The sequence below is a fragment of the Ihubacter massiliensis genome (assembly GCF_024125305.1).
In the GTDB taxonomy this organism is placed as follows: domain Bacteria; phylum Bacillota; class Clostridia; order Peptostreptococcales; family Anaerovoracaceae; genus Hominibacterium; species Hominibacterium faecale.
On the sequence record NZ_JAMXVH010000001.1, the window covers coordinates 1,245,706 to 1,267,804 of the forward strand.

Annotated in this window: 23 protein-coding genes; 2 read left to right on the forward strand and 21 right to left on the reverse strand. The window is 46.6% G+C overall.

What is annotated here, in order from left to right; translation table 11 throughout:
- Window positions 1–39: 39 nt before the first annotated feature.
- Window positions 40–1,386, forward strand: coding sequence for an MATE family efflux transporter (locus tag NIA71_RS05755; protein ID WP_148396488.1), 1,347 nt, complete (start codon window positions 40–42; stop codon window positions 1,384–1,386).
- Here the strand turns inward: NIA71_RS05755 and NIA71_RS05760 are convergent.
- Window positions 1,383–2,300 carry a cation diffusion facilitator family transporter gene (locus tag NIA71_RS05760; RefSeq protein ID WP_415270812.1) on the reverse strand — a complete coding sequence of 306 codons (918 nt, stop codon included), beginning with the start codon at window positions 2,298–2,300 and terminating at the stop codon, window positions 1,383–1,385. The genes NIA71_RS05755 and NIA71_RS05760 overlap by 4 nt on opposite strands.
- A gap of 140 nt (window positions 2,301–2,440) precedes the next feature.
- On the opposite strand from NIA71_RS05760, the gene NIA71_RS05765 reads away from it, so the two are divergent.
- Window positions 2,441–2,965 carry a DUF6512 family protein gene (locus NIA71_RS05765; RefSeq protein WP_148396484.1) on the forward strand — a complete coding sequence of 175 codons (525 nt, stop codon included), beginning with the start codon at window positions 2,441–2,443 and terminating at the stop codon, window positions 2,963–2,965.
- Between the two features lie 64 nt (window positions 2,966–3,029).
- Here the strand turns inward: NIA71_RS05765 and NIA71_RS05770 are convergent, their stop codons facing one another.
- The 20 genes from NIA71_RS05770 to NIA71_RS05865 form a co-directional block, all read right to left on the reverse strand.
- Window positions 3,030–4,400 (reverse strand): FAD-dependent oxidoreductase, encoded by a 1,371-nt coding sequence (locus NIA71_RS05770; RefSeq protein WP_253019882.1) that lies wholly within the window; start codon window positions 4,398–4,400, stop codon window positions 3,030–3,032.
- 12 nt (window positions 4,401–4,412) lie between these two features.
- Window positions 4,413–4,826 (reverse strand): RrF2 family transcriptional regulator, encoded by a 414-nt coding sequence (locus NIA71_RS05775; protein ID WP_148396480.1) that lies wholly within the window; start codon window positions 4,824–4,826, stop codon window positions 4,413–4,415.
- Between the two features lie 154 nt (window positions 4,827–4,980).
- Window positions 4,981–5,202 carry a hypothetical protein gene (locus tag NIA71_RS05780; protein WP_148396478.1) on the reverse strand — a complete coding sequence of 74 codons (222 nt, stop codon included), beginning with the start codon at window positions 5,200–5,202 and terminating at the stop codon, window positions 4,981–4,983.
- 10 nt (window positions 5,203–5,212) lie between these two features.
- A complete protein-coding gene (locus NIA71_RS05785; RefSeq protein WP_148396476.1) occupies window positions 5,213–5,866 on the reverse strand; it encodes a hypothetical protein in 654 nt (217 codons plus the stop codon).
- 102 nt (window positions 5,867–5,968) lie between these two features.
- Entirely contained in the window at window positions 5,969–7,045 is a 1,077-nt protein-coding gene (locus NIA71_RS05790; RefSeq protein ID WP_148396474.1) for an FUSC family protein, read from the reverse strand.
- Window positions 7,046–7,054: 9 nt separating this feature from the next.
- A complete protein-coding gene (locus NIA71_RS05795) occupies window positions 7,055–7,486 on the reverse strand; it encodes a MarR family winged helix-turn-helix transcriptional regulator (RefSeq protein WP_148396472.1) in 432 nt (143 codons plus the stop codon).
- A 103-nt stretch (window positions 7,487–7,589) separates the two neighbouring features.
- Window positions 7,590–9,227 (reverse strand): ABC transporter ATP-binding protein, encoded by a 1,638-nt coding sequence (locus NIA71_RS05800; protein WP_253019883.1) that lies wholly within the window; start codon window positions 9,225–9,227, stop codon window positions 7,590–7,592.
- 261 nt (window positions 9,228–9,488) lie between these two features.
- Window positions 9,489–10,523, reverse strand: a complete 1,035-nt coding sequence (locus NIA71_RS05805; RefSeq protein ID WP_253019884.1) for an ArsR/SmtB family transcription factor — start codon at window positions 10,521–10,523, stop codon at window positions 9,489–9,491.
- Window positions 10,520–11,191: an endonuclease III domain-containing protein gene (locus NIA71_RS05810; protein ID WP_253019885.1), complete on the reverse strand. Its 672-nt coding sequence runs from the start codon at window positions 11,189–11,191 to the stop codon at window positions 10,520–10,522. The genes NIA71_RS05805 and NIA71_RS05810 overlap by 4 nt, the downstream gene beginning before the upstream one ends.
- Window positions 11,192–11,244: 53 nt before the next feature.
- A complete protein-coding gene (locus NIA71_RS05815; protein ID WP_253019886.1) occupies window positions 11,245–11,688 on the reverse strand; it encodes a chemotaxis protein CheW in 444 nt (147 codons plus the stop codon).
- On the reverse strand, window positions 11,675–13,681 hold the full coding sequence (locus tag NIA71_RS05820; RefSeq protein ID WP_253019887.1) for a chemotaxis protein CheA: 2,007 nt from the start codon (window positions 13,679–13,681) through the stop codon (window positions 11,675–11,677). The genes NIA71_RS05815 and NIA71_RS05820 overlap by 14 nt, the downstream gene beginning before the upstream one ends.
- Window positions 13,682–13,693: 12 nt before the next feature.
- On the reverse strand, window positions 13,694–14,635 hold the full coding sequence (locus NIA71_RS05825) for a diguanylate cyclase (RefSeq protein WP_148396461.1): 942 nt from the start codon (window positions 14,633–14,635) through the stop codon (window positions 13,694–13,696).
- A 21-nt stretch (window positions 14,636–14,656) separates the two neighbouring features.
- Window positions 14,657–15,133, reverse strand: coding sequence for a chemotaxis protein CheD (locus NIA71_RS05830; protein WP_148396459.1), 477 nt, complete (start codon window positions 15,131–15,133; stop codon window positions 14,657–14,659).
- Between the two features lie 5 nt (window positions 15,134–15,138).
- Window positions 15,139–15,750 carry a chemotaxis protein CheC gene (locus NIA71_RS05835; protein WP_148396457.1) on the reverse strand — a complete coding sequence of 204 codons (612 nt, stop codon included), beginning with the start codon at window positions 15,748–15,750 and terminating at the stop codon, window positions 15,139–15,141.
- Window positions 15,751–15,771: 21 nt separating this feature from the next.
- On the reverse strand, window positions 15,772–17,448 hold the full coding sequence (locus NIA71_RS05840) for a methyl-accepting chemotaxis protein (RefSeq protein WP_148396455.1): 1,677 nt from the start codon (window positions 17,446–17,448) through the stop codon (window positions 15,772–15,774).
- Window positions 17,449–17,475: 27 nt separating this feature from the next.
- Window positions 17,476–17,835 carry a response regulator gene (locus NIA71_RS05845; RefSeq protein ID WP_148396453.1) on the reverse strand — a complete coding sequence of 120 codons (360 nt, stop codon included), beginning with the start codon at window positions 17,833–17,835 and terminating at the stop codon, window positions 17,476–17,478.
- Window positions 17,832–18,665: a CheR family methyltransferase gene (locus NIA71_RS05850; protein ID WP_253019888.1), complete on the reverse strand. Its 834-nt coding sequence runs from the start codon at window positions 18,663–18,665 to the stop codon at window positions 17,832–17,834. The genes NIA71_RS05845 and NIA71_RS05850 overlap by 4 nt, the downstream gene beginning before the upstream one ends.
- Complete coding sequence (locus NIA71_RS05855) at window positions 18,658–18,978, reverse strand: hypothetical protein (RefSeq protein WP_253019889.1); 321 nt, start codon at window positions 18,976–18,978, stop codon at window positions 18,658–18,660. The genes NIA71_RS05850 and NIA71_RS05855 overlap by 8 nt, the downstream gene beginning before the upstream one ends.
- A 5-nt stretch (window positions 18,979–18,983) precedes the next feature.
- Window positions 18,984–19,406: a hypothetical protein gene (locus NIA71_RS05860; RefSeq protein ID WP_253019890.1), complete on the reverse strand. Its 423-nt coding sequence runs from the start codon at window positions 19,404–19,406 to the stop codon at window positions 18,984–18,986.
- A gap of 62 nt (window positions 19,407–19,468) precedes the next feature.
- Complete coding sequence (locus NIA71_RS05865; protein ID WP_253019891.1) at window positions 19,469–22,075, reverse strand: translation factor GTPase family protein; 2,607 nt, start codon at window positions 22,073–22,075, stop codon at window positions 19,469–19,471.
- Between the last annotated feature and the right edge of the window lie 24 nt (window positions 22,076–22,099).

Below are 22,099 nucleotides of genomic sequence, written 5' to 3' on the forward strand. Positions count from 1 at the left end.
TAACATTCATATAGCAGAACAAAATGAAAGGAGCTTGATATGCAAATCAATCTAACGGAAGGCAAAGTGACAAAATCAATCCTTATATTTGCCCTGCCCCTTATTCTGGGCAATCTGCTCCAGCAGCTGTACAACATCGTGGACACACTCATCGTCGGGCGGATTCTGGGCCCGGACGCGCTGGCTGCAGTGGGTTCTTCCTTTGCGCTCATGGTCTTTCTCACGTCGATCATACTGGGTCTGTGCATGGGAAGCGGCGTGACCTTTTCCATGTGCTACGGCGCAAAAAAAGAAAATGCTTTCCGTTCCTCACTCTCCTTCTCCTTTTTTTTCATCGGACTTTTAACCATCGGCATCACTTGCGCAGTCTTTCTTTTTCTTAATCCCATTATGTCCGTGCTGCAGATTCCTGATGAAATATACGATGAAACCAAAGTTTACCTGCGAATTGTCTTTATTGGAATTCTCTTCACCTTTATTTTTAACTATTTTGCCGCTGTGCTTCGTTCCATCGGCAATTCGGTGATACCGCTTATTTTTCTCGGCGTTTCCTCACTGATGAACATTGGTCTGGACCTGCTCTTCATCCTCTGCTTTAAAATGGGGATCGCAGGCGCTGCCTGGGCTACGGTTATCGCACAGCTGGCAGCAGCAGCCGGGATCGCCCTTTACTGTTTTCTTCGCCTTCCCATCCTGCGGATTCAGAAGAAACATATGCGCCCGCCCAAATCCATCTGCTGGAGCATTATTCGTCTCTCCCTTCTGACCAGCATGCAGCAGTCCATCATGAACTTTGGGATCCTTCTGATCCAGGGCTTGGTCAACAGCTTCGGAGTGGCTGTCATGGCCGCATTCGCCGCGGCTGTAAAGATCGACGCATTCGCCTATATGCCGGTTCAGGATTTCGGCAATGCTTTTTCCACCTATATCGCGCAGAATTTCGGAGCAGAAAAAAAAGACCGTATCCGGCAGGGGATCCGGTCCGCGGTCTTGTGCGTGTTTCTTTTTTGTTTAGTTATTTCAGCGCTGGTTTGCCTATTCGCCCAGCCGCTGATGGAAATTTTCATCCGCTCCTCCGAGACGGAAATCATCGCCATCGGTGTTCAATATCTCAGGATTGAAGGCGCGTTTTATTGCGGCATCGGCATTCTCTTTCTGCTGTACGGCTTTTACCGCGGTATCGGCCGGGCAGGGATATCGGTCATTCTTACCGTCATTTCTCTGGGCACACGGGTAATCCTGGCATACGCCCTGGCACCCACCGCAGCGGGACTTTTGGGCATCTGGTGGGCAATCCCTATTGGCTGGTTTCTGGCCGATTTGGCGGGAATATGCTATTATTTGCGCTTGAAAAAACGTCAGAAGATGTCCGAGTGGATGCATTAGCGATTTGAAGCCTGGGGATTGACATGGACCATGCAGTGCTTTACCTGTGGGAACGCCTGCTCCACTGCCAGATGGACTTCTTCTGCGATGCAGTGGGCTTCCTTTAAAGATAGGTCTTCATCGACGGCAATCTCCATGTCCACATAAGAGCGGGCGCCGAACATTCTGGTCCGCATCTCATCTACTTGTTTTACCTTGGGGTTGCTCAAGGCCAGAAAAATCATGCGGTCCACAGTCTCCGAATCACAGGCTTTATCCACCATTTTATCCATAGCATCGCGAAATATATCGATGGAAGCCTTGGCGATAAAAATGCAGATGATTACACTGGCTAAAGGATCCATGATCGGCAGTCCCATACGTGCTCCCAAAATCCCAATAAAAGCTCCTACAGAAGAAAGGGCATCCGACCTGTGATGCCATGCATCTGCCATCAATGCTCCCGAATGAATCTTTTTAGCTGCTTTTCTCGTGTACCAATACATTCCTTCCTTAACTACAATGGAAATGATCGCCGCGATCAAGGCCAGTTTTCCCGGTATGGCAATGGTCTGACTGCTTCCATTTAACAGTTTTTCTATAGCCGCAAATCCGATTCCAATTCCTGTTGCCAGCAAAAAAATCGCCAGCAGAATCGACGCCACACATTCCATCCGTTCGTGGCCGTATGGGTGCTCCCGGTCGGATTTTTTTCCGGAAATGGATATCCCGGCCATCACGATCAAGGTACTGAACACATCGGATGCTGAGTGAACAGCATCCGAGATCATTGCTCCTGAGCGGGCGATGAGGCCAGCGGCCAGTTTAAACGCGGACAGCAGCAAATTCACCGCTATGCTGACAATCGATACCTGCATGGCGGTCTTTTTATGCCTGCTCTGCAGATCATCTTCATGCTCCTGCTTCACATACATTACCTCCCTTGCTATTACGAATACCTTCGCATTGCTTTATAGTATGTAAAAATGAATGATATGTCAATGGTTTCGCAAAGTTTACGGATCGAGTAACATTTTTCTGCCGTCTGCATAGACTATTACGGGAGGTATTTTCCATGAACACAAAGCGCTGGCATATCGCCGGAATTCTTTTTACCATTATCCTTGGAACTTTGACCCATTTTTTCTACCATTGGTCCGGGGAGAATCCTTTGATCGCTTCTTTTTCTGCGGTTAATGAAAGCACATGGGAGCATTTAAAGCTCCTGGCGACGCCTATGTTTCTTTTCGCGGTCATCGAATATTTTGCCTATGGAAACCGGCGGCGTGGATTTGTCGCAATTCGGCTGGTATCCATCCTGTTGGGAATGATCGTCATTGTCGCATCCTTTTACGGTTATACGGCCCTGCTGGGTACGAATTATCTGCCCCTGGACATCGGAACCTTTATCCTCGGAGTTCTGGCTTCATATCTGTCCAGCTACCTGTTGCTGCAAAAGGGTTGTCTTTCGTCCCACCGGGCTGACTTACTGGCTGGAATTGGATCGGCACTTCTGATCGTTTGTTTTATCTTTTTTACCATTGATCCTCCGCATGTCTTTCTTTTTGAGGATCCAATCACCGGTTCCTTCGGCCTATAATCGGGACATAGAAAAGACGTGATTCGCTTCATGGGGCCGCCGAAGCAAATCACGTCTTTTTGTATTATTTAACTGCTGAGAACAGATCGTTGAGCGATTCGCTCATGGTTGGATGGGTGAAAATTTGGTTTGCCAGAACCTTATAGGATGCTCCCAGGTCCATGGCCAGCTTGATCTGGTTGATCATCTCATGGGATTCGCTGCAAAACAGGGTCGCCCCCAGGATCTGCTCCGTATCGCCGTCTATGACTGCTTTCAGAAGGCCTGTAGGCTGCTGCAGCACCTGTGCCTTTGGAATGGCCGGGGCAGGCAGGGAAACGCTTTTAACATTCTGGTATCCCTTTTCCTTTGCTTCATCTGCTGTCAGCCCAACTCTGGAGAGGGGCGGATCGATGAAAACGCTGTAAGGAATATTTCGATTTTCCGCCGTATAACTGCCTCCGCTGAGAGCTGACTTGACAACCCGGTAATCATCTAAAGAAACATAAGTAAACTGCAGACCTCCTGCCACGTCGCCCATGGCAAAGATATGGCTCTTGCTGCTCCGCCTGTTTTCATCAGTCTTGACTGCGCCGTTTTTCAGTGTCTCTACGCCTGCCTGATCCAGTTGGAGGTCCTTTGTATTGGGCCTGCGGCCGGTCGCCACCAAAAGGGCGTCGCCTTGGACGAATGCTGCTCTGCCTCCGGCTTCATATTCCACCTTTACCATGTCCGAATCTCCCGTGATCTCTTTGGTTGCCGCACTCATGATGAAGGTGATTCCCTTCTTTTCCAGAGCGGCTTTGACCACATCTGCGATTTCCCGGTCCTCCCGGCCGATGAATAAGTCTTCCATCTGAATGACCGTTACCTTGGAGCCGAAGGATGCATAGAAAGACGCAAACTCCAGTCCGATGTAGCCGCCGCCCAGGATCACCAGATGTCTGGGCAGTTCTTTCAAGTCCAGCAGAGTCTGGCTGGTGTACGCCCGCTCTGCCTGAGCAAGACCTGGAATCGGCGGAACGAACGCCTCGGATCCAGTATTGATAAAAATTTGTTCGCCGTATAGAATCTCTTCTCCCTCCTGGGACTTGACCTTTACTTCATGGTCTGAAACAAAACTTCCCAATCCATCGTAGATATCCGCATTTTCACTGGCGTTGACCTTATCATAGTTTTTCTGACGCAGCATCTCTACCAGCCTTTGTTTCTCTTCCATCGAGGCCCGGTAGAACTCCGCCTTTTTCTCAAAGGAGTCAAAGTGAAAGGCCTCCGCCAGCTCCGCGCTGTGAACCAGCGACTTGGTGGGAATACAGCCCACATTAATACAGGTGCCTCCGTACATGTTCCTGGATTTTTCAATCAGGGCAACTCGTTTTCCCTGACCTGCCAGATCGCCGGCCAGCGTTTTTCCGCCTTTGCCGAAACCAATAATAATCGCATCATATTTTTTCATAATTCTTTCCTCTCATTCGCCAAATACCTTTCGGTCTATATCCGCAACACTGATTTCCTCCAGCCGCTTGACACATAGCTGGTTCAGTCCTTCGTAAATCTCATCCATGATTGCAGCCATACCGGAAGCAATTTGACACTTCATATCGGGGTCGCCGGTTTTTTTCGATACTGAAACTGGTATTTCCTCCACTGCCCGGCATATTTTTGCCAAGGTGGCATCCGCAGCATCTCCCTGAAAATAATATCCTCCCCCGTTTCCTTCTTTTGTCCTCACCAGCTCTGCTTTTCGAAGCTTTGCCAGAATCTTTCGGATTCTGGCCGGATTGGTACAAACGTTTTCCGCTATTTTTTCGCTGCTTTGACAATCGCCTTTATGATTTAAAAACACCAGCGTATGCACGGCTATTGCAAATTCGCTCGTCACCTTTATCACCTTCTCTTTTAGTTTCCCTCTTTTGTAACTGTAATTATATTTCTTACAGTTAAGTTTGTCAAGCACTTTTCCACTTTTCTTTTTTTGAGCCCAAGAAAAAACTACCGCTGCGGCATTTATTAAACGCCGATCCGGTAGTTTTAATTCAGTCCTGCGCCCACTGGAGCAGAGTTTGTGCTTCTTCACTTGTCAGCTTCATAGCATTGCACAGCCGTTCAATTTCCGTCCTAGGCAGTACATAAGACTGATCTGTGCATAGTTTCGTAAAATCTTCTTTTTTCATACCTGTCTGGGAAAAGGTTATTTCCCCGCTGGTGATTTTTCGATCATAAATTCGAAAAAACGCGGCAGCAAAAGATTTTATCATAATACACCTCCTACAACTTTTTTAAAAAACCTCGATCAACGATTTCCTTCTTGTAATAGTACTCACCCTTTTTGTCGTAGCCCTCAGTGGTACGAACGATCAAAACCTCGCCGCTGTCCCCGTCCAGAGCAAAATGCTCTTTACTGATGGGGACGTGCCAGTAATTTTTTATCTGCTCATTCTGCTGACGGTACAATTTATCAGCGGTTTCGATACTTTCATTGAGAATTTTTTCTGCATATTTATTCGGAAACATCTTTCGAATTGAGGATGCATAAGCAAGGCTGTCTTCCGGGAACTGTATATCATTAATCCGAAGTTTCATTCCCTCCGCCTCCGCAGTTACAATGAGCGGATAGCACCCGCCGGCCACTTCATAGGCCGCATCCTTATATTTCACATAGCTTCCGGATACATCCCACATATACAGTTTGATCTGGGTATCTTCCTTTTCTGCACCGTATAGCTTTATAGAATTGATTGTTTTTACTTCTGTAAACTGATTTTCGTATCCTTCATACTGATCCATTTCATTGAGTTGGCTCACCAAACTTTTCATCTGGTCAGAGGTCAGGCGAAAATTGCCTTCCTTCTTTTCCGCACAGCCGAAACAAACCAGAGACAGCATCAGAGCAATGGTTAATACACACAAATAGTTTTTCATTCTTTTCCTTTTTCAGTTTAAATCCATAAATTGAGCGCTCACATAAACGGCGCAGTATAATCATAACTGAGAGTCAGGAAAAAGGCAACCATTTTCCTCCGATTACGTTCGATCTGCGGCAGCCTTTTCATTTGTACGCAGAAGCCCGCTTCCGCCTTCATATAATTTATGAAAACAAAAGCTATAAAGAATGCCTAAGAAGTTGTTGATCATGCGCAGTGCAATGGCACCGGCAATCCCAAAGACGCCTACGGCCATGGATAAGGCTCCAAGGCAGTTGAACACAGTCTGCCAGCCGTAAGTTCCGGAAAAACCCACAGCCAGACCGCCCAAAATACCGATATAGGTCCCCGGATCACCGGGAAGAACTTGATACAGCAAGGCGAACAAGGCACATCCTCCAACAACGCCGATCAATCTTTGCTTGATTCGAGCCGGTACAGTGGACTGCACCGGAGGGAGAAGCGACATGCAGGCAAAACCCATCCACATCATGCGGGGAATGCCCAGCAGACTTGCCAGAAGCATGCCTGTGGAGAGGCCCAGGGCCATTTTAATCTGCCACCGCATCCGTTCATCGCCTGAGAAGAAATCTCGAAGAAGTCCTCCAATGCCCCAGGAAAATTCTTTTTTTCTATGATTGATATAAAAAACAGCACTGACCAGAACCGCTCCCGCCATCAGTGCCAGAATGCGCCGAATGTACGCTTCGCCTGAAACATCATAGCCCATCAATAGCAGATATCCCAAGACGAATGTAGCATGATTGTACAGGTAAATATTATGGCAGCTCAATACTAAAATTAAAAGAAGGCTGACCAGATTAATACCAAAGGCAGCCGCCGGCCCTGCAAGTCCGGCCAGATGAGGTCCTGCCGCAAGGATGGCAAACAAGATTGGAATAACAAAAAGGCCGTGTCTGGGGTTCATATCGAAATCCGCCTTTCGCATTGCCAGGATCGCAATCAGCACCACCACGCCCGGAATACTGTTTTCTTCTCCGAATAAAACAGTAAAGGATACGACCACTGTCATACAAAATAAAATACATAGGACATTCTTTACCACAAAGGCCAGCTGGTACATCCGTTTTTCTTTTTTTACTGGCGTCTCCCGCAGCAGCTGCTTGGTATCTGCTGCAGAAAGCTGCATTACATCGTAAAAATTCATCTCTTCCATCGCCCCCTCTTACTCCTGTGACGCACGATTTGCCAGATTGATCAGCTTCATCAATTCCCCAAACTGCGCTTCCCCAAGATGGCGCCAGATTTTATAGACTGGCTCTAAATAATACTGGTAAGTATTATTTAGCTCTTTTTTGCCTTCTTCCGTCAAAATTAAAAAATAGCTTCTTTTATCTTTTGGATCCTGTTCTTTATTTAGAAAACCCTTTCCGTTCAACTCTTCGATCAGCTTACTCATCATCGGTTTGGTTAATCCGGTCTGTTTGCAGAGTATGAGAGGCGTCAGAGGTTCCCTTGCCAGCGCCACTCTGGAGAGCAAATCCAGAGACTCTGCGGAAAAATGCTCGGATTGCCGTTTTCTTCTCACATTCAGCCGGGCAAAGAGGCGTATACTCTGCATTTGTTCCATCATTTCGATCCAGTCTTTTTCTGCCATAAATCCTCCAATAAACTAATATAGTTCACTTTGTGAACTATATTAGTTTATTGTTTTTTTCATCCATTGTCAAGCCTGGTAATTGAAAATCTTTCTTTTCCGATCATTCACAATCCGGTGTGCAGATCACTCCCTTATCCATATAAAAAATCCGGTCGTACTGATTTTTCAACTCGATCTGCATATGGTGCGTAATGGTAATCAGGGTCAGTTCCTTCTCTTTGAGCAGTTCCCGTTCGATGGCGCAGGCTGTTTTCTGATCCACCGCCGAGGTCCCCTCATCCAGAACCAAAATCGGCGTTTTCCGGATCAAGGCTCTTGCTACTGCAATCCGCTGCCTCTGTCCTCCTGACAGCCGGCTGCCGTTTTCACCGACCTTTGTATGTATTCCTTCCTCCATTTGACTCAAAAAACCGGCCACGCCGCTCTTTTGTAAGGCCAGATTTAGGTCTTCCTCAGAAAATTTTTCCTCCAGGCAGATATTCTGATAAATGTCTGTGTCAAAGAGATATACATTTTGATGGATCACGGCGATTTGCTGACTAAGCTCGCGCTGGTTCATTTGCCGAACTTCTTTTCCATCATAGCAGATGTGGCCTTGATACCGGTCTGAATATCCGGTCAGAAGCCGAATGACTGTTGTTTTACCACAGCCGCTATCTCCCAGCATAGCATATTTTTTGTTCGGTTCTATTTCAAGGTTGATTCCCTTGAGAATAGCGTGGTCATCCTCGTATCCGAATTTTACGCAATCAAAGGAAATACCTTTTTGAAAACGGACGGATGCTGCTGCATTTGCAACGCTGCTCTTATTCTCTTGTGTGCACAATGCTTCAACCTTATTCAGAATTGGTTTCATACCCGCCATCTTAGGAAAACTTTGCATGATTACCAGCACCGGTGTGCTGAAGGTTCCGCTCAACTGGATCAGCGCTAGCAAGGTCCCGGCTGTTATGTTTCCCCGGAGCACCATATAGGCTGCCACAAATACAACGACCACAACACTCAGCGTTGACAACATATCGGCTAAGCTCTCGTTGACTGCTACCAAACGGTCTGCACGGAACTTGGCATTCACCGTATTGCTATTTTCTTTGTGATATTTGCTTAAAATATGACCGCCTATGGAAAAACTTCTTATAACCTCATAGCCGCTGAGAAAATCCTTTGCTTTGGCAGTAAAACGAGCCAACTCTTCCGAATAAAAGTTTTGACGCTTTTGCAGAGCTTTTCCCAATAAAGCCGGAACCAAAAACATCAGCAATAGAAAACCAATTAAAATTGCGGTAATCAATGGACTGAGATAGCACAAGATTGCCAAAGTTGCTAAGAACAAGGCGATCATCTGAATCGACAACAGCAACGGTATTAGAAAATTTTCCTCAATCAGCTTTACGTCGTTAACAATCATAGACAGATAATCTGCTGAATTACACTTATAATATTCCTCCGGTCCTTTGCTCATTACGCCTCGAAAAATCCGGTCCCGCAAATCTTTGGTCACATTTCGAAGCAAAATTTTTCCGCATAGGGCCTCGACAAACCCCATCAGACACAAGGCAGCCATATAGATCGCTATACCGGCAATCATTTTTTCAAACCCTTCAAGATCGCCATTTAGGGCTACATCCAAAATCCACTGCAAAATGATCGAGACAAATGCTGCGGCAATTGCACTAACAGCCCCCATCAAGACGGCCATCGCCAAAAATCCTTTGTTCTTTTTCAAGCATGCGTTCATAATCCCTCCAAATTCCACATCCATCAAACTTATTCGTTATTAGTAGAATATCATATCATTTTATATATATCAACTATATTTTATAATAATCGAATATAATGAGAGCAGCATTCCGATTATTTGGATTCCAGGCTGCCAGGGAAATAAAAAAATAAGTGCAGAGGATAAAGCACTGAAAGTACGCTTTATCTCTTACACTTATACGGCACTAAAAGGGTCTGGCAGCAGCTTTGCAAGTCCCTTCACTCATCATCGATTGTTTTACAGGAGCATCTGGCGCACATGATCCAGATACTCTTCCACCACTTCCTCCTGGAGATAGTAATAGACTCTTCCGTCTTTTTTCTCGATGCCTACGAAGCCGCAGGCAAAGAGCACGTTCATATGGTGGGATATGGTAGACGGCGAAAGTTTCATGGTCTCAGCAAGCTCCAAATTATATTGCCTGGATTTTTTCAGCTCGCAGAGTATATCCAGCTTGCTCCTGTCACTAAGCGCCTTCATTCTCGTGATGACCAGTTCTTTACGCTCATCCCCGCTGCTGCCTTTGGGCGTCAAAAATGACATAAACAAGCCTTGATAGCACCTTGAATAATAGATTTGCTGGGACATGCCTCCAATCAGTGTCGGATAGATGCAAGCCCCCGGAGCACAAATTTTCGCTATTTGTGAAACCTGTTTATCCGCATTATTTTCGTAGCTCCGCACAAATGGTTCCAAGGCTTTATTCATCTCCTCCAAGGCTTTTTCACATGCAGGAATGTTTGTTGCAAGCAGCTCAATTAATTTTTCCATCCAATCTTTCGGGCACCGCATAAACTCCAGCAAGTGCCATTTCAAGCTTTCCTCTGCCTGCAAATCAGATAGAAACTTAATTATTTCCTTTTCTGTATCAAGCTGGGGCCAATTCCCATCCCTCAGGGAGATGGCCTGCGCTTCATTTTCCTGGAGCAAAAAACCAGTCATACTGCGAATTTCTTCATCGCTTACAGGATCAAGAGAATCCATCCACTGGGGATTTTCTGTGATCAGCACAGTAAGCAGCAGGCAAAATTCGTCGCCATGACAGAAAAAGAATTCTTGATGACTTATTTCGCAAGGGGCCATATGTTTTTTAAAAAGCCTGATATACCGCTCCATGATTTTGTAGTACTTTTTGTAGCAACGTTCAGCGTCAAATCCCAGCTCATTGAACTGCTGAATCACTGCTTCTTTTTCCATCGGCTCGGCAATGCTGTGCAAAAGCCCTATCGTTTCAAAAACCGGGTCAAATTGATACATGATTTTATAGTTCATGGATTCCTCTCCTCATGCTGTTTCTCAACTCCTTTTTTTTCACACCAGGGAGTCAACGGGCATATCTTGCAATCCGCTTTCCTGGCGGAACAGATTGTCCGTCCATGTTCCACCAGCTGAAAATTAATTCGGTTCCAGTGAGTACGGGGCAAAACCGCTTCCAGCTCTTTCTCCACGGCCGCCGGAGTCTTTCCCCGCGCCCATCCCAGGCGTCTTGCGATGCGAAAGACATGGGTATCCACGGTGACACCGGGAATATGGTAAACATCCGCTAAGCAAAGCGTTGCCGTCTTGCGTCCTACTCCAGGCAGCCTGAGCAGTTCCTGAATGGATTGAGGAACTGCTCCTCCGAATTCCTCCTCCAGCCGGCGGCAGCAAGCAATAATATTCCTCCCTTTTGTTTTATGCAGCCCCACAGGACGGATGATCTCCATCACTTCTCCAACATCTGCTTTTCCCAGTTCAGCAGGAGTTCCATATGTTCCGAATAACTGGGGCAGCACCTGATTTACCTGCCGATCTGTCGTTTGGGCGCTGAGAATAATCCCAACCAGTTGCTGCCAGGGCTGCGGAAAGTCAAAGGTTTCTTTCTCAGTGCCGTATCTTTCATCCAATCTGCTCAGTATTTCTGTAACATACTCCTGCCTATTCTGTTTGCTTGCTTCCATGTACTCGATCCTCCCTGCGCTTTGCTTTGGAATACGGCGTCTTAGGGATGAACTCATAGCAGTAAGAGCTGTTCCGCCGATCGCTGGACATCAATCAGCGATACCAGTTCTCCGTCATACTGATACAATTCCTTTTCTTTCCATATCCCATTTTCTTCTATCGTAAAATCGCTTTCCTGTATAGCTGCGGCAGCGCCGGCAGGAATCATATCCGGTTGTACTTCTACCCAAAGACCGAACTGATGCTGTTGATATTTCAAGATTAGAACTACGGGCTGCATGTTCTTCGCCCCGGGTTGTCCGTACTCCTTTTCCAACCTGATGATCGGCAGAGTGCTTCCTTTATAATTGCCCAGCCCCAGGAAATAATTCGGCAGAGCGGGGATCTTGGACAGCTTGATGTTGAAACAAATTTCTTCCACAGAAAAAAATTCTACCGCATAGTTCTTTTCCCTGCCTGCCAGCAGAAGCATCGCGTTTTGATTACTCGGTCCCATAGACTCCCTCCTTCTCGTATTGGGTGATCAAAAGACCGATATCCAGCGATGAACATATAACACCGTCACCCATGGTACTGCATCCGGTAATTCCTGTCCTTCTGCGATAATTCATTCCCAAAAATGGAGGCAGCGGTCTGACAACGACTCTTTTCTGCTGGAACATGGAATCGATTAAAATACACCCTTCCTTTTCCATATTTTTCACATAAACAATAATCGATGAATTGGGAACCTGACCGCCAATGCGGTAAAAAGACCGCAGATCGATCAGCGGCACCATTTGTCCTTCATAAAGAATATGAAGGCGCCCGTTTGTGTTCTGGATATAGGCTTTCTTTGAACGATAATCCATAAAGCGAAAAACATATCGGGCCGGAAGGGAAAAACGATATTCCGCCACCTGAAAGCGGACACATTCGATCGTAGCCAGCGTCAAAGGAACCGTGATCAGAAATTCACTGCCCTTTCCTGGCTGGCTATGAATACGCAGATTGCCGCCGGTCTCCTCTATGGATTTCTTTACTACATCCAGTCCCACACCTCGTCCGGAGTACGCGGTCACTTCCTCATTGGTGGTAAACCCGGGCTGCAAGAGCAGCTCACATATCTCATCGAATTGGTAAGTTTCCTTAGGTCTGTTCAATCTTCCTTGTTCCTCAGCCTTTTCCAGTACCGCTTCCTCGTCGATTCCCCTGCCGTCATCGCTGATCGTTACCAACAGTTCTCCGGACAGGCCCTCGACTGTAAAACGGATTGTTCCTTTTCTGTTTTTGGCAGCTGCAAGGCGCTCTTCCGGTGCTTCGATGCCATGATCCACCGCATTGCGGATCAAATGGATGAGAGCTTCTGAAACGAGTTCTACCACACTTTTATCCGCTTCAATGTTCGCACATTCCACCACCAGATCAATTTCTTTCTGCTGTTGCTTGCTAATGTCCCTCAAGATACGCCTCAGTTTGGGGACGACCTTTTCCACAGGAACCATCCGCGTTTCCATAACGGTTCGTTCCACTTCATAAATCAGCCGATTGAGTTGGTAAGCAGCTCCTTGGCTCAGATCATGCAGTCCCAGATTATTGAGACTGTTGTCCAGGCTCTGTATTTGGATGATCATTTCTCCTGCCAAGTTCTGCAGTTTATCCAGCCGATCGGAACGCACACTGAGAAACTCGTTATCTCTGCTCTGCTGCGGAGCTGTGTATTTTATCTCCTCTTTTTTGTCCTCCGCCGCGGGGGCCTTCTGCTTTTCAGAAAGCACCTCGCATTTTTTTACAAATAATCCCTTTGAAAGAGTCTCAACCACTTCCTTTTCATGTTCAGTTTCAAAACGGATAAAAACACCATGTTTATTAATATATTCTTCGACATCGGCACCTTTATCCAAATCGGTCGGGTAGGTTTCCACGCAGGAACAAAGTCCGCTGATCTGGCGTACCAACATATACGCCCTCACATTTTCCATACGGCAGTTTTCTTCAAAAACGACCCTGGCGACATGACCGCTTTTTTCTCTCAATCCCCCGGGGATTCGTTCTTCGCTCTGTTCCTCTGAACACGCTTCGTCATCCTCTTGACCGCCAGCCAGCTTTTTTAGATACGCGTCTGCCTGCATTTCGATGTCCTTGGTACTTTCTGGCCTGTAATCCTCCCGCGCCATTTTTTCTAACTCTTCTTCCACATGATCAAGAGCGGCCAGAAGCAGGTCGAATAACTCCGGCTCTGGCTGCTGCAGCATCCCCTTTTGATCCCTATAATACGCAAAAAGGTCTTCCAGCTTATGTGCCATGGAAGACATTTCTGCAAGCCCCATCATCGCGGAGGAGCTTTTTATCGTATGCATGACCCGAAAGATACTATGAATATCTTCCTGAGTAAAGGCATTGTTTTTTTCCGCGTCAAGGAGCACCGAGCTCAGCTGTCCAGTAAGCTGCCGGGTTTCCAGCAGATAAACTTCCAGCATTTCTTCCGCATCCGAATCAAAATAACCCATCTTCCACTCCATTTATTCTTCGCATCCGTACCAGATACTGCGATTCTTCCCTGACCGCTTTCCCTGATAAAGGGCTTTATCAGCACAGTTGATACTCTCCTCGATTCCTTCCTTTTCCTTGTATGCATGCAGCCCCAGGGTTATGGTACAGGAAAATTCACCGTCATCGTGGAAAATTCTGAAATTCTCGACTTCCCTGCGTATTGCTTCGCTGACTTGATAAGCCTCTTGTGTTGTTACATTGAAGAGAACGATTAAAAATTCCTCTCCGCCCCAGCGAACAACTTTGTGTCCACGGCAATTTGCTTCCAGTATATTGGCAATGCAGACAAGCGCCATATCACCGGCATCATGGCCGTAGGTATCGTTTATGACCTTAAAGTCGTCGATGTCTGCCAGGATCAGCACGTTTTTTCGTTCTCCGCTTTCCTTTCGATGTATATCCTCCATCAAATCGCCAACCACATATCTTCGATTATAAAGGCCAGTGAGGCCGTCACGGAAAGCCATGTAATTGAGCTTTTCCATGTTTGACTTCAACTCTTTATTCTGCCGGTTCAGTTCATCCTTTTGTATTTTCATTTTCAGATGTGCACAGACTCTCGAACGGAGCTCAGCCTGGACAAAGGGTTTCTTTATGTAATCGCAGGCCCCAAGAGAAAATCCTCTGACCACATCGTCGTCCTTATCCTTCGATGTGAGGAATATGATCATCGCATCGTTTTGGTCTGCTTCTTTTAGTTTTTCAATCAGCTCATAGCCGTCCGCATCCGGCAAGACCACATCCAGCAGGATTAAATCAGGCTGGTATTGCTGAATTAATTCCACGGCTTGCTGGCCGTCATGGGCTTCACAGACAAAAACCGGCTTTTCCTTCAGCGCCGCCTGGACCTGTTTGCAAATTAGAATACTGTCGTCTACCACCAAGACGATCTGATTTGTTTCGTTATCCATATACTTTCCTCCGCCTTTATTTCACAATATCTTCAGCGGATGTTTGACTGTCTTGACTTCCAGCCTGCCGTCCTGTGCACAAAAAGATATTGTTCTTCCATAATTCTCGCCTGTATCTTCACCTGCTATTCGAATCCCCGCGTTGGCAAGGGCCTTTTTAACAGCTTGAATATTCCGTGCGCCAATCTCCCACTCCCAGCCTACTGCAGAAAACATCTTTGCTCCGCCTGCGATCTTGGCAATCAGCTGGGTTTCTGCGGCGCCATGTTTTTTCATTTCCCGTATCAGCTCGAATACGCCTTCATCTGCGAACTTGTACGGGTTTTGCCGGTTGCGCGATTCCAGTTTGCCGGGTAATATGATATGTGCCATGCCTGCTATCTGGTTAAGTCTGTCATACAGGCATACACCTATACAAGAACCCAGCGCATAAGATACCAGCCACTGATTTTTCTCTGCAATCTTACCTTCCGCCAGCCCTACGATAATCCGTTCCATGTTCATCACTCCCTGACGCTGGAAAGCATTGCTTCAAGGGATTCTTGCTCAGGCAGAAACAAAATACGGCCCATAAAGGATTGATTGCCCATGCGGAATTTATTTTCGATCAGCAGGATCTGTTCGCTGACCTTTAGAAATCGGGATAAGGGCACGCTCAGGATGGCGCCGCCCATGTCAATGCACATTTCCGGAACCGTCACATCCATATCCATATCCAGTAGTTGGGAAAGCGCACGTATGTATGATCCGCACATTATGTTCCCCAATTCACAGATCAAAGAACGGTCCATTTCATCCAAATCTGTCAGCTTGCGATTTTCCCCGCCCAGGACAGCTCGCAAGATGCTCTGAGTGAAGGTTTCGCTGAGCAGAAATAGGAACGTGCCCTTTAATTTGCCCGCTACTTGTACCATAATACCAGTTTGAAGCTCTTCGGCTTCTCCTAAGATACGATAGATATCCTGATATTTTACAATTTCTACTTTCGGTAATTCAATCTCCAGCGAATGTCCTGTCATCTGCGATAACGAGGTGACGGCATTTCCTGTCCCTACATTTCCAAGTTCCGAAAGGATATCGATTGAAATTTGATCCAGCGGTGTATAATTGTTCATTCTTTCTCCTTAATCGGCCTTTTAAACTTCGAATTTTTCTACCAGTTCTTTTAAGATTTGGGCTTGAGCAGACAGTTCCTCACTGGCCGCCGCACTTTCCTCTGCTGTAGCGGAATTACCTTGAACAATCTCTGAAATTCGTTCCACGCTCTGCCGAATCTGCATAACCGCATCGGCCTGCTGAACAGATACCTGGGAAATCGAATCGACCATCTGATTGACTTCTTTTGCTCTTTGTACAGATTCCTGCATCTTTTGGGCTGCCATATCCACAGCACCAATACTGCTGTTCACGGCTTCTGTATTCTTTTTGATCAGTTCTGCGGTCAATTTGGAAGCCTCCGATGACTTGGCCGCTAATCTGCGGACTTCATCCGCAACCACAGAAAAACCTCTGCCTGCATCGCCCGCCCTGGCTGCTTCCACAGAAGCATTTAAAGCGAGTATATTCGTTTGGAAGGCAATTTCGTCGATTTCCTCAACGATCTGATTGATTTCACTGGAATTGAGCTCCATCTGTCTCATAGAATCCGTCAGCAGATTCATTTGCTCATTGCTTTCACTGATACTGCTTCCCACTGCATCCGCTACCCGGCTGGATTTCACTGCGCTGTCGGCGTTGGCCTGCACACTGTCGGCAATTTCGTTAATGCTGCTGGCCAGTTCCTCAATGGAACTTGCCTGTTCGGACGCTCCTTGGGCTAGTGCCTGAGCTCCGCCCGATACCTGTTCGGCCCCGCCTGATACTTGTTCGGCGCTGGCTCCGATCTGCTGTATCGAATTTTTTAAGAGTCCATTAATCTCTCTGAGAACTTGACCGAGAGCGATAAAATCTCCTTTAAATTCTATGTCCGTCTGGTAATTTAATTTTCCGTTTCCAAGAGCTGTCAAATTCTTTTTAATCTCAGAAACATATAGATTCAATGCTGCCGAAGTCTCTCGAATATCATCGGCCAGCTGACCCATTTCGTCATTGGACGTATAGGCGAGATTAATGTTCAAGCGTCCGCCGGCAATCTCGTTGGCCGCCCTTTTCACTTCATTCACCGGCTGAACGATGCTCCTTGTAATGGTAACTCCAATTATTACTGTAAATACTAGAATAATCAGAGAGATCAAAAGAATCAAAATTACAATCCTTTTATCCGAGCTTTGTCCTTTGTCCATACTGTCCTCAGCATCTTTAATGGAAAGCTGTACGGCTTCCGACAGAGTACCCCTTACCTTCTCTGCCAGCGGCGAATAATCATTCATATATGCCTGTAGTGCTTCTTGATCTTTTCCTGCGTCCAGTAAGGCAAGCACCCGATCTCTGCTCAGCACTAATTCCGGAAATTGTTCTTTCAGCTCCTTGACCTTATCTTCGCCGCTCACATATCCGGATGTCAATTCTTCGATCTTCGTGTCTACTGATTGCGCCAGCTGTTTTGCGTTTTCCAGATAGGCCGCCTCATCGACCTGATTATTCGTTGCTGTCAGAACAGCCAGCGTTCTGCCTATAGCCTGCATATCAGAGATAGCCAGCAGGGAGGACTGAACATTGGCAAAGGGACCTTTATACAACGTGTCCACCCGATCGGACATACTCTTAATATTAACCAAAGTAATAGCTACAGTAGCAATATATAGAAGAATGATGATCGCAAAAGTAAGGATCAGCTTTCTTCCAATCTTTAAATTTTTAAAATACTCTCTCATATGATCGTTCCTTTTCCTGCGGGACTCTTACTGCATATAGTTAGTTATGACTCTTATCAATTCTTCACTTTTAAATGGCTTTACAATGAAATCTGCCGCACCTGTTTCAATGGCCTGCCGAATCATCATCTCCTGCCCCACTGCAGAACACATAACTACCTTTGCCTCAGGATTCATACGGATGATTTCTTCCAGTACCTGCAGTCCTGATTTTCCCGGCATGGTAATATCTAAGAGGGTCAAGTCGGGACTTTCAGCTTCAAAAAACTCCAGTGCCCGATCACCATCCTCAGCTTCAATGATCTCGGTATAGCCGCAGTCTTCCAGATTTTTTCGTATGACTTTTCTCATAAACATTGCATCATCCACGATCATAATTTTTTTCATAAATTCTCCTTATCTTCCCGCTCTTTTTTCAAGTATACCGCCGGATGCATCGATTCCAGACAGGTCTCATCTCTGGCAAGCAGCTCCGCATGTCCAATCAGCAGGTAACCGCCCGCATTCAAGCTGTTTTCCAGTTTCCGGACCAGTTTTTTTCTCGATGTTCGATCAAAATAAATCATCACATTCCGGCATAGAATCAAATCATATTTTTCTGCTGCTGAAGGTTCCATCAGGTTTTGTCTTTTGAAGCGGATATACTCTTTCAATTTTTCATCGATTTGAAAGTTTTTATGATCCGCCTCCACATGACAATATCGGGGCCGCAGACTTTGAGGAATGCTATCAATCTCACGAATGGGATAGACGCCCCTTTGTGCCCGGCTTATCACGTCTTCCGATATGTCCGTACCCAGTATGCGGACAAGAGAACACGTTCCAGATTGGAGCATGTATTCCTGCAAGGTCATGGCCAGTGTGTAACATTCTTCTCCGGTGGAACATCCCGCACACCAGATATTCAGAGGTCCGTACCGTTTTTGTTGAAACAGTTTTGGAAAGATTTCACTGGTGAGGATTTGAAAATGACTAACCTCTCTGAAAAAATAAGTATAATTGGTAGTCAGACGGTTAATCAGTTCAGCCGCTATCTTTTCAGTCCTATCTTTTTTCAGCAGCTCCATATAGCTGCCGAAGGAGGATAGGCCTTGTTTTTCCAAAGTTTTGGACATTCTACATTCGATCAAAATCTTCTTTTTTTCGAGATTGATACCATAATGCATGCGCATGTATTCAACAATATCAGTAAATTCATTTTCTTTCAGCCTAATCACTATTTATCTCCCATACTCCCGGCATTACAAGCGAAAGATCGTCAGGCTCCATACTCTCCTGTGAAGGATAATCGGCTATGATGCCAGTCAAGCTTTCACCGCCTGTTTTTACAATAATACCGCACATTCTTTCAGTTCTGCAGACTCCCAGTTGATGATAGACCACTAGCTGTCCGTTGTAAAGGGAAATTCCTCCAATTTTTTCATCTGCGGCCGGCACCCTTTGTATCTGCGGCTCTGAAAGGATCGCCGCAACTTTTTCTTTTTCAATATACAGGGTCTTGTTTTTACCCACTGCCGTGATAAATTTCATATGCTTTATTCCTCTGACGCCGCCCATTCGTTTGCGGTCATTTGATACAGGATTTGTGGATTGAGTAGATAGGCCAATTCTTGTCCACCCCCGTCACCTTGCTCCAGGGGGACTGCATCCGACAAATATCGGTTGCCGCTGTTTCGCACACAGTCAGGCAATCTGATCCGCATCCGTTCTGTAACCGTATATAAGCCGCCTATTTTTTGTACGGCCAGATCAAAGGCTTTGCCTTCATGGGAAAGGGATAGGATATATGCGCTTTTGCTTATTTCTTCCTGTACCCGAACCAGCCGGGCCAGATCGATCATGGGAAGGTCCTCTCTCTGTCCGTGATTACCTTTGATATTGTCAATCCAAAAAACAGGAATGAGAAAAGGAAGCCCTTCTGAAAATATTATAATATATAATTCGTCCAGTGTTTCCATCCTTTTTCCACCTTTCTTGTAAAATCCTGTTACATCCATAATACTCGGTTTCGACTAAAAACTCAAGATCCGTTTTGACCCATATATTCACTGCGAATTCGTTGGTTAACTGCTTCAATTTCTTCTTTCAACCCTCTGGCCGAAATCCGCATCGCTCCCTCTCCCCATATGATCATCTGTACCATATTGTCCGAAGTAGCGACTGTCACATCGTAGGTTCTGCCAATCTGATTTACGGTCCGCTCGATATATTGGTCAGCGGATTCGGCTTCTTTTGTGTAAATCACATAAATACCACCGTGTTTTTCAACAGAACCCTTTCCCCCTTCTACCTTATAGGCATCAAAGACCACAATCAGGGTGCCGCCTTGATACCCCTGATAATTACATAAAATTTCGATCAGCCTGTCCCTGGCGCTGTCCAGATTCACTTGGGCCAGCTCTTTCAACTCTTCCCAGGCAAAAATGATATTATATCCGTCAACTAGCAGAAACCGCTGTCTCTGTTCGTCTGTTTCCGTCTCCCCACGACGCTTTTTAACCGCTGTCAAGGATTTTTCCGCCGGATCAAGGGGGCTTTGAAAACGCGCTCTTTCCCGCTTAGATTCTCCGTAAGTACGAGTAAAGATTTCCTCCAGCTCCTGATCGCTGGCGACTCTTTGTCCTCTCTGGGGGAGGGGCGCACGGACCTTCGAAGCCTTCCTGATTTCCGGACGCCATCCGCTGTCGACATGCATATACGTTTCAACCTGATCCCAGCTGACTGTAAATCCTGCTCCGTGGGCACAAAAGACCGATCCGGTTGGATTCTGCGCATCCCGTTCCGAATCGTAACCTCTGACTTCTATGACTTCCCGCTCATTGCGGCACGTCCCATAACCTTTAAAGGCGCACGCCAGCCTCCCTCTGCCTTTGGTATATGTGAGCACATCGTTTTGGTATTGGGCCATGGATGCTGCTGGTGCGGTTCCGATAATTACTGCCGTATCTCCCTGTGTTTCCGGCGGAGAAAAACTTCCCTCCATTCTCTGAATATCGGCCATCGCCCTTCCAACCATCTCCTGGGGCACCTCTAGACAAAACTCATACCAGGGTTCCAAAAGAATACTTTTTGCCTTTTTTAAACCCTGTCGCACCGCGCGATAAGCCGCCTGCCTGAAATCGCCGCCTTCCGTATGTTTTAGATGGCCTTTGCCGGCAATCAGTGTAATCTTCATATCTGTGATTTCCGAACCTGTAAGAACGCCTAAATGCGGCTTTTCTTCCAAATGTGCAAGAATCAGACGCTGCCAGCTGCGGTCCAATTGTTCTTCACTGCAATCTGCGGCAAAGACAAGGCCGCTGCCCCGCTTGCCCGGCTCCAACAACAGGTGCACCTCCGCATAATGGCGAAGGGGTTCGAAATGGCCTACACCTTCCACCGGCTCTACGATTGTTTCCTTATATACAATACTGCCTGGACCGAATTCCACTTCGATTCCAAAGCGGTCCAATATTTGTTTTTGCAGAACCTCCATCGCCACTTTCCCCATCAACTGTGCGTGGATTTCACCCGACCACTCGTCCCAGACAACTCGCAGCAAAGGGTCTTCTTCCTCCAACTGACGCAGGTTTGCCAGCATCGTATGGGTATCACAGTTTTCCGGAAGCAGGATCCGATATGTCAACACCGGCTCCAAAACAGGAGCAAGAGCAGAATCTTCCGTCCCCAGGCCTTCACCGGCACATGTGTTTTCCAGGCCCGTGACTGCACAGATCGTACCGGCGTCCGCCTGTTTTTCCAGTTTAAACTGACTTCCGGAATAAAGACGAATTTGATCTATCTTATCCTCCCATCCATTCCGGCCCTTCAGTATATCTTTCACCCGCAGCGTTCCTCCTAGGATTTTCATATGGGTCAGCCGGCGTCCGGCTGAGTCTCTAGAAATCTTATATACCCTGGCTGCGAATTCATCCGCATAGGTTTGGGGGCGGCAATAGATTTCCAGTCCGTCCAGGAACGCCTCTACGCCTTCCATCTTCAGCGCCGATCCAAAATAGCACGGGAACACTTGCCTGTTTTGAACCGCTTCTGCGATATGACTGCGAGACATGGAGCCGGCCTGCAGATACGTCTCCATTAGCGGCTCACAGCACATGGCCAGTTCTTCAAAAAACAGGGTCTCGTCAGCTGCGGCAAAATCGATACATCCATCGTTAAGCCGCTTCTTCACTTCATCCATCAGTCTTCCTGGGTCAGTTCCCGGCTGATCCATTTTATTAATAAAGAGAAACACCGGAATCCCATAGTGTTCCAGCAGTTTCCACAAAGTCAGCGTATGGTTTTGGACGCCGTCAGCCCCATTGATAACCAGGATCGCATAGTCAAGCACTTGCAGCGTTCGCTCCATTTCAGCAGAAAAGTCTACATGTCCCGGCGTATCCATCAAAGTAATCTGCTTGTCGCCCAGCACAAACCGCGCCTGCTTGGAAAAGATCGTGATCCCCCTTTTTTTCTCCAGCTGGTCCGTATCTAAATAAGCGTCCCCATGATCCACTCTCCCCAGTTTCCTCAGGTTTCCGCTGCTATAAAGTATTGCTTCTGATAACGTTGTTTTTCCTGCATCTACATGAGCAAGTATGCCGATGCAGATTCGTTTTTGAGGGTTTTTCTCTAAAGTATCACCCATTATCGTTCCCCTTCTTTATTCTTC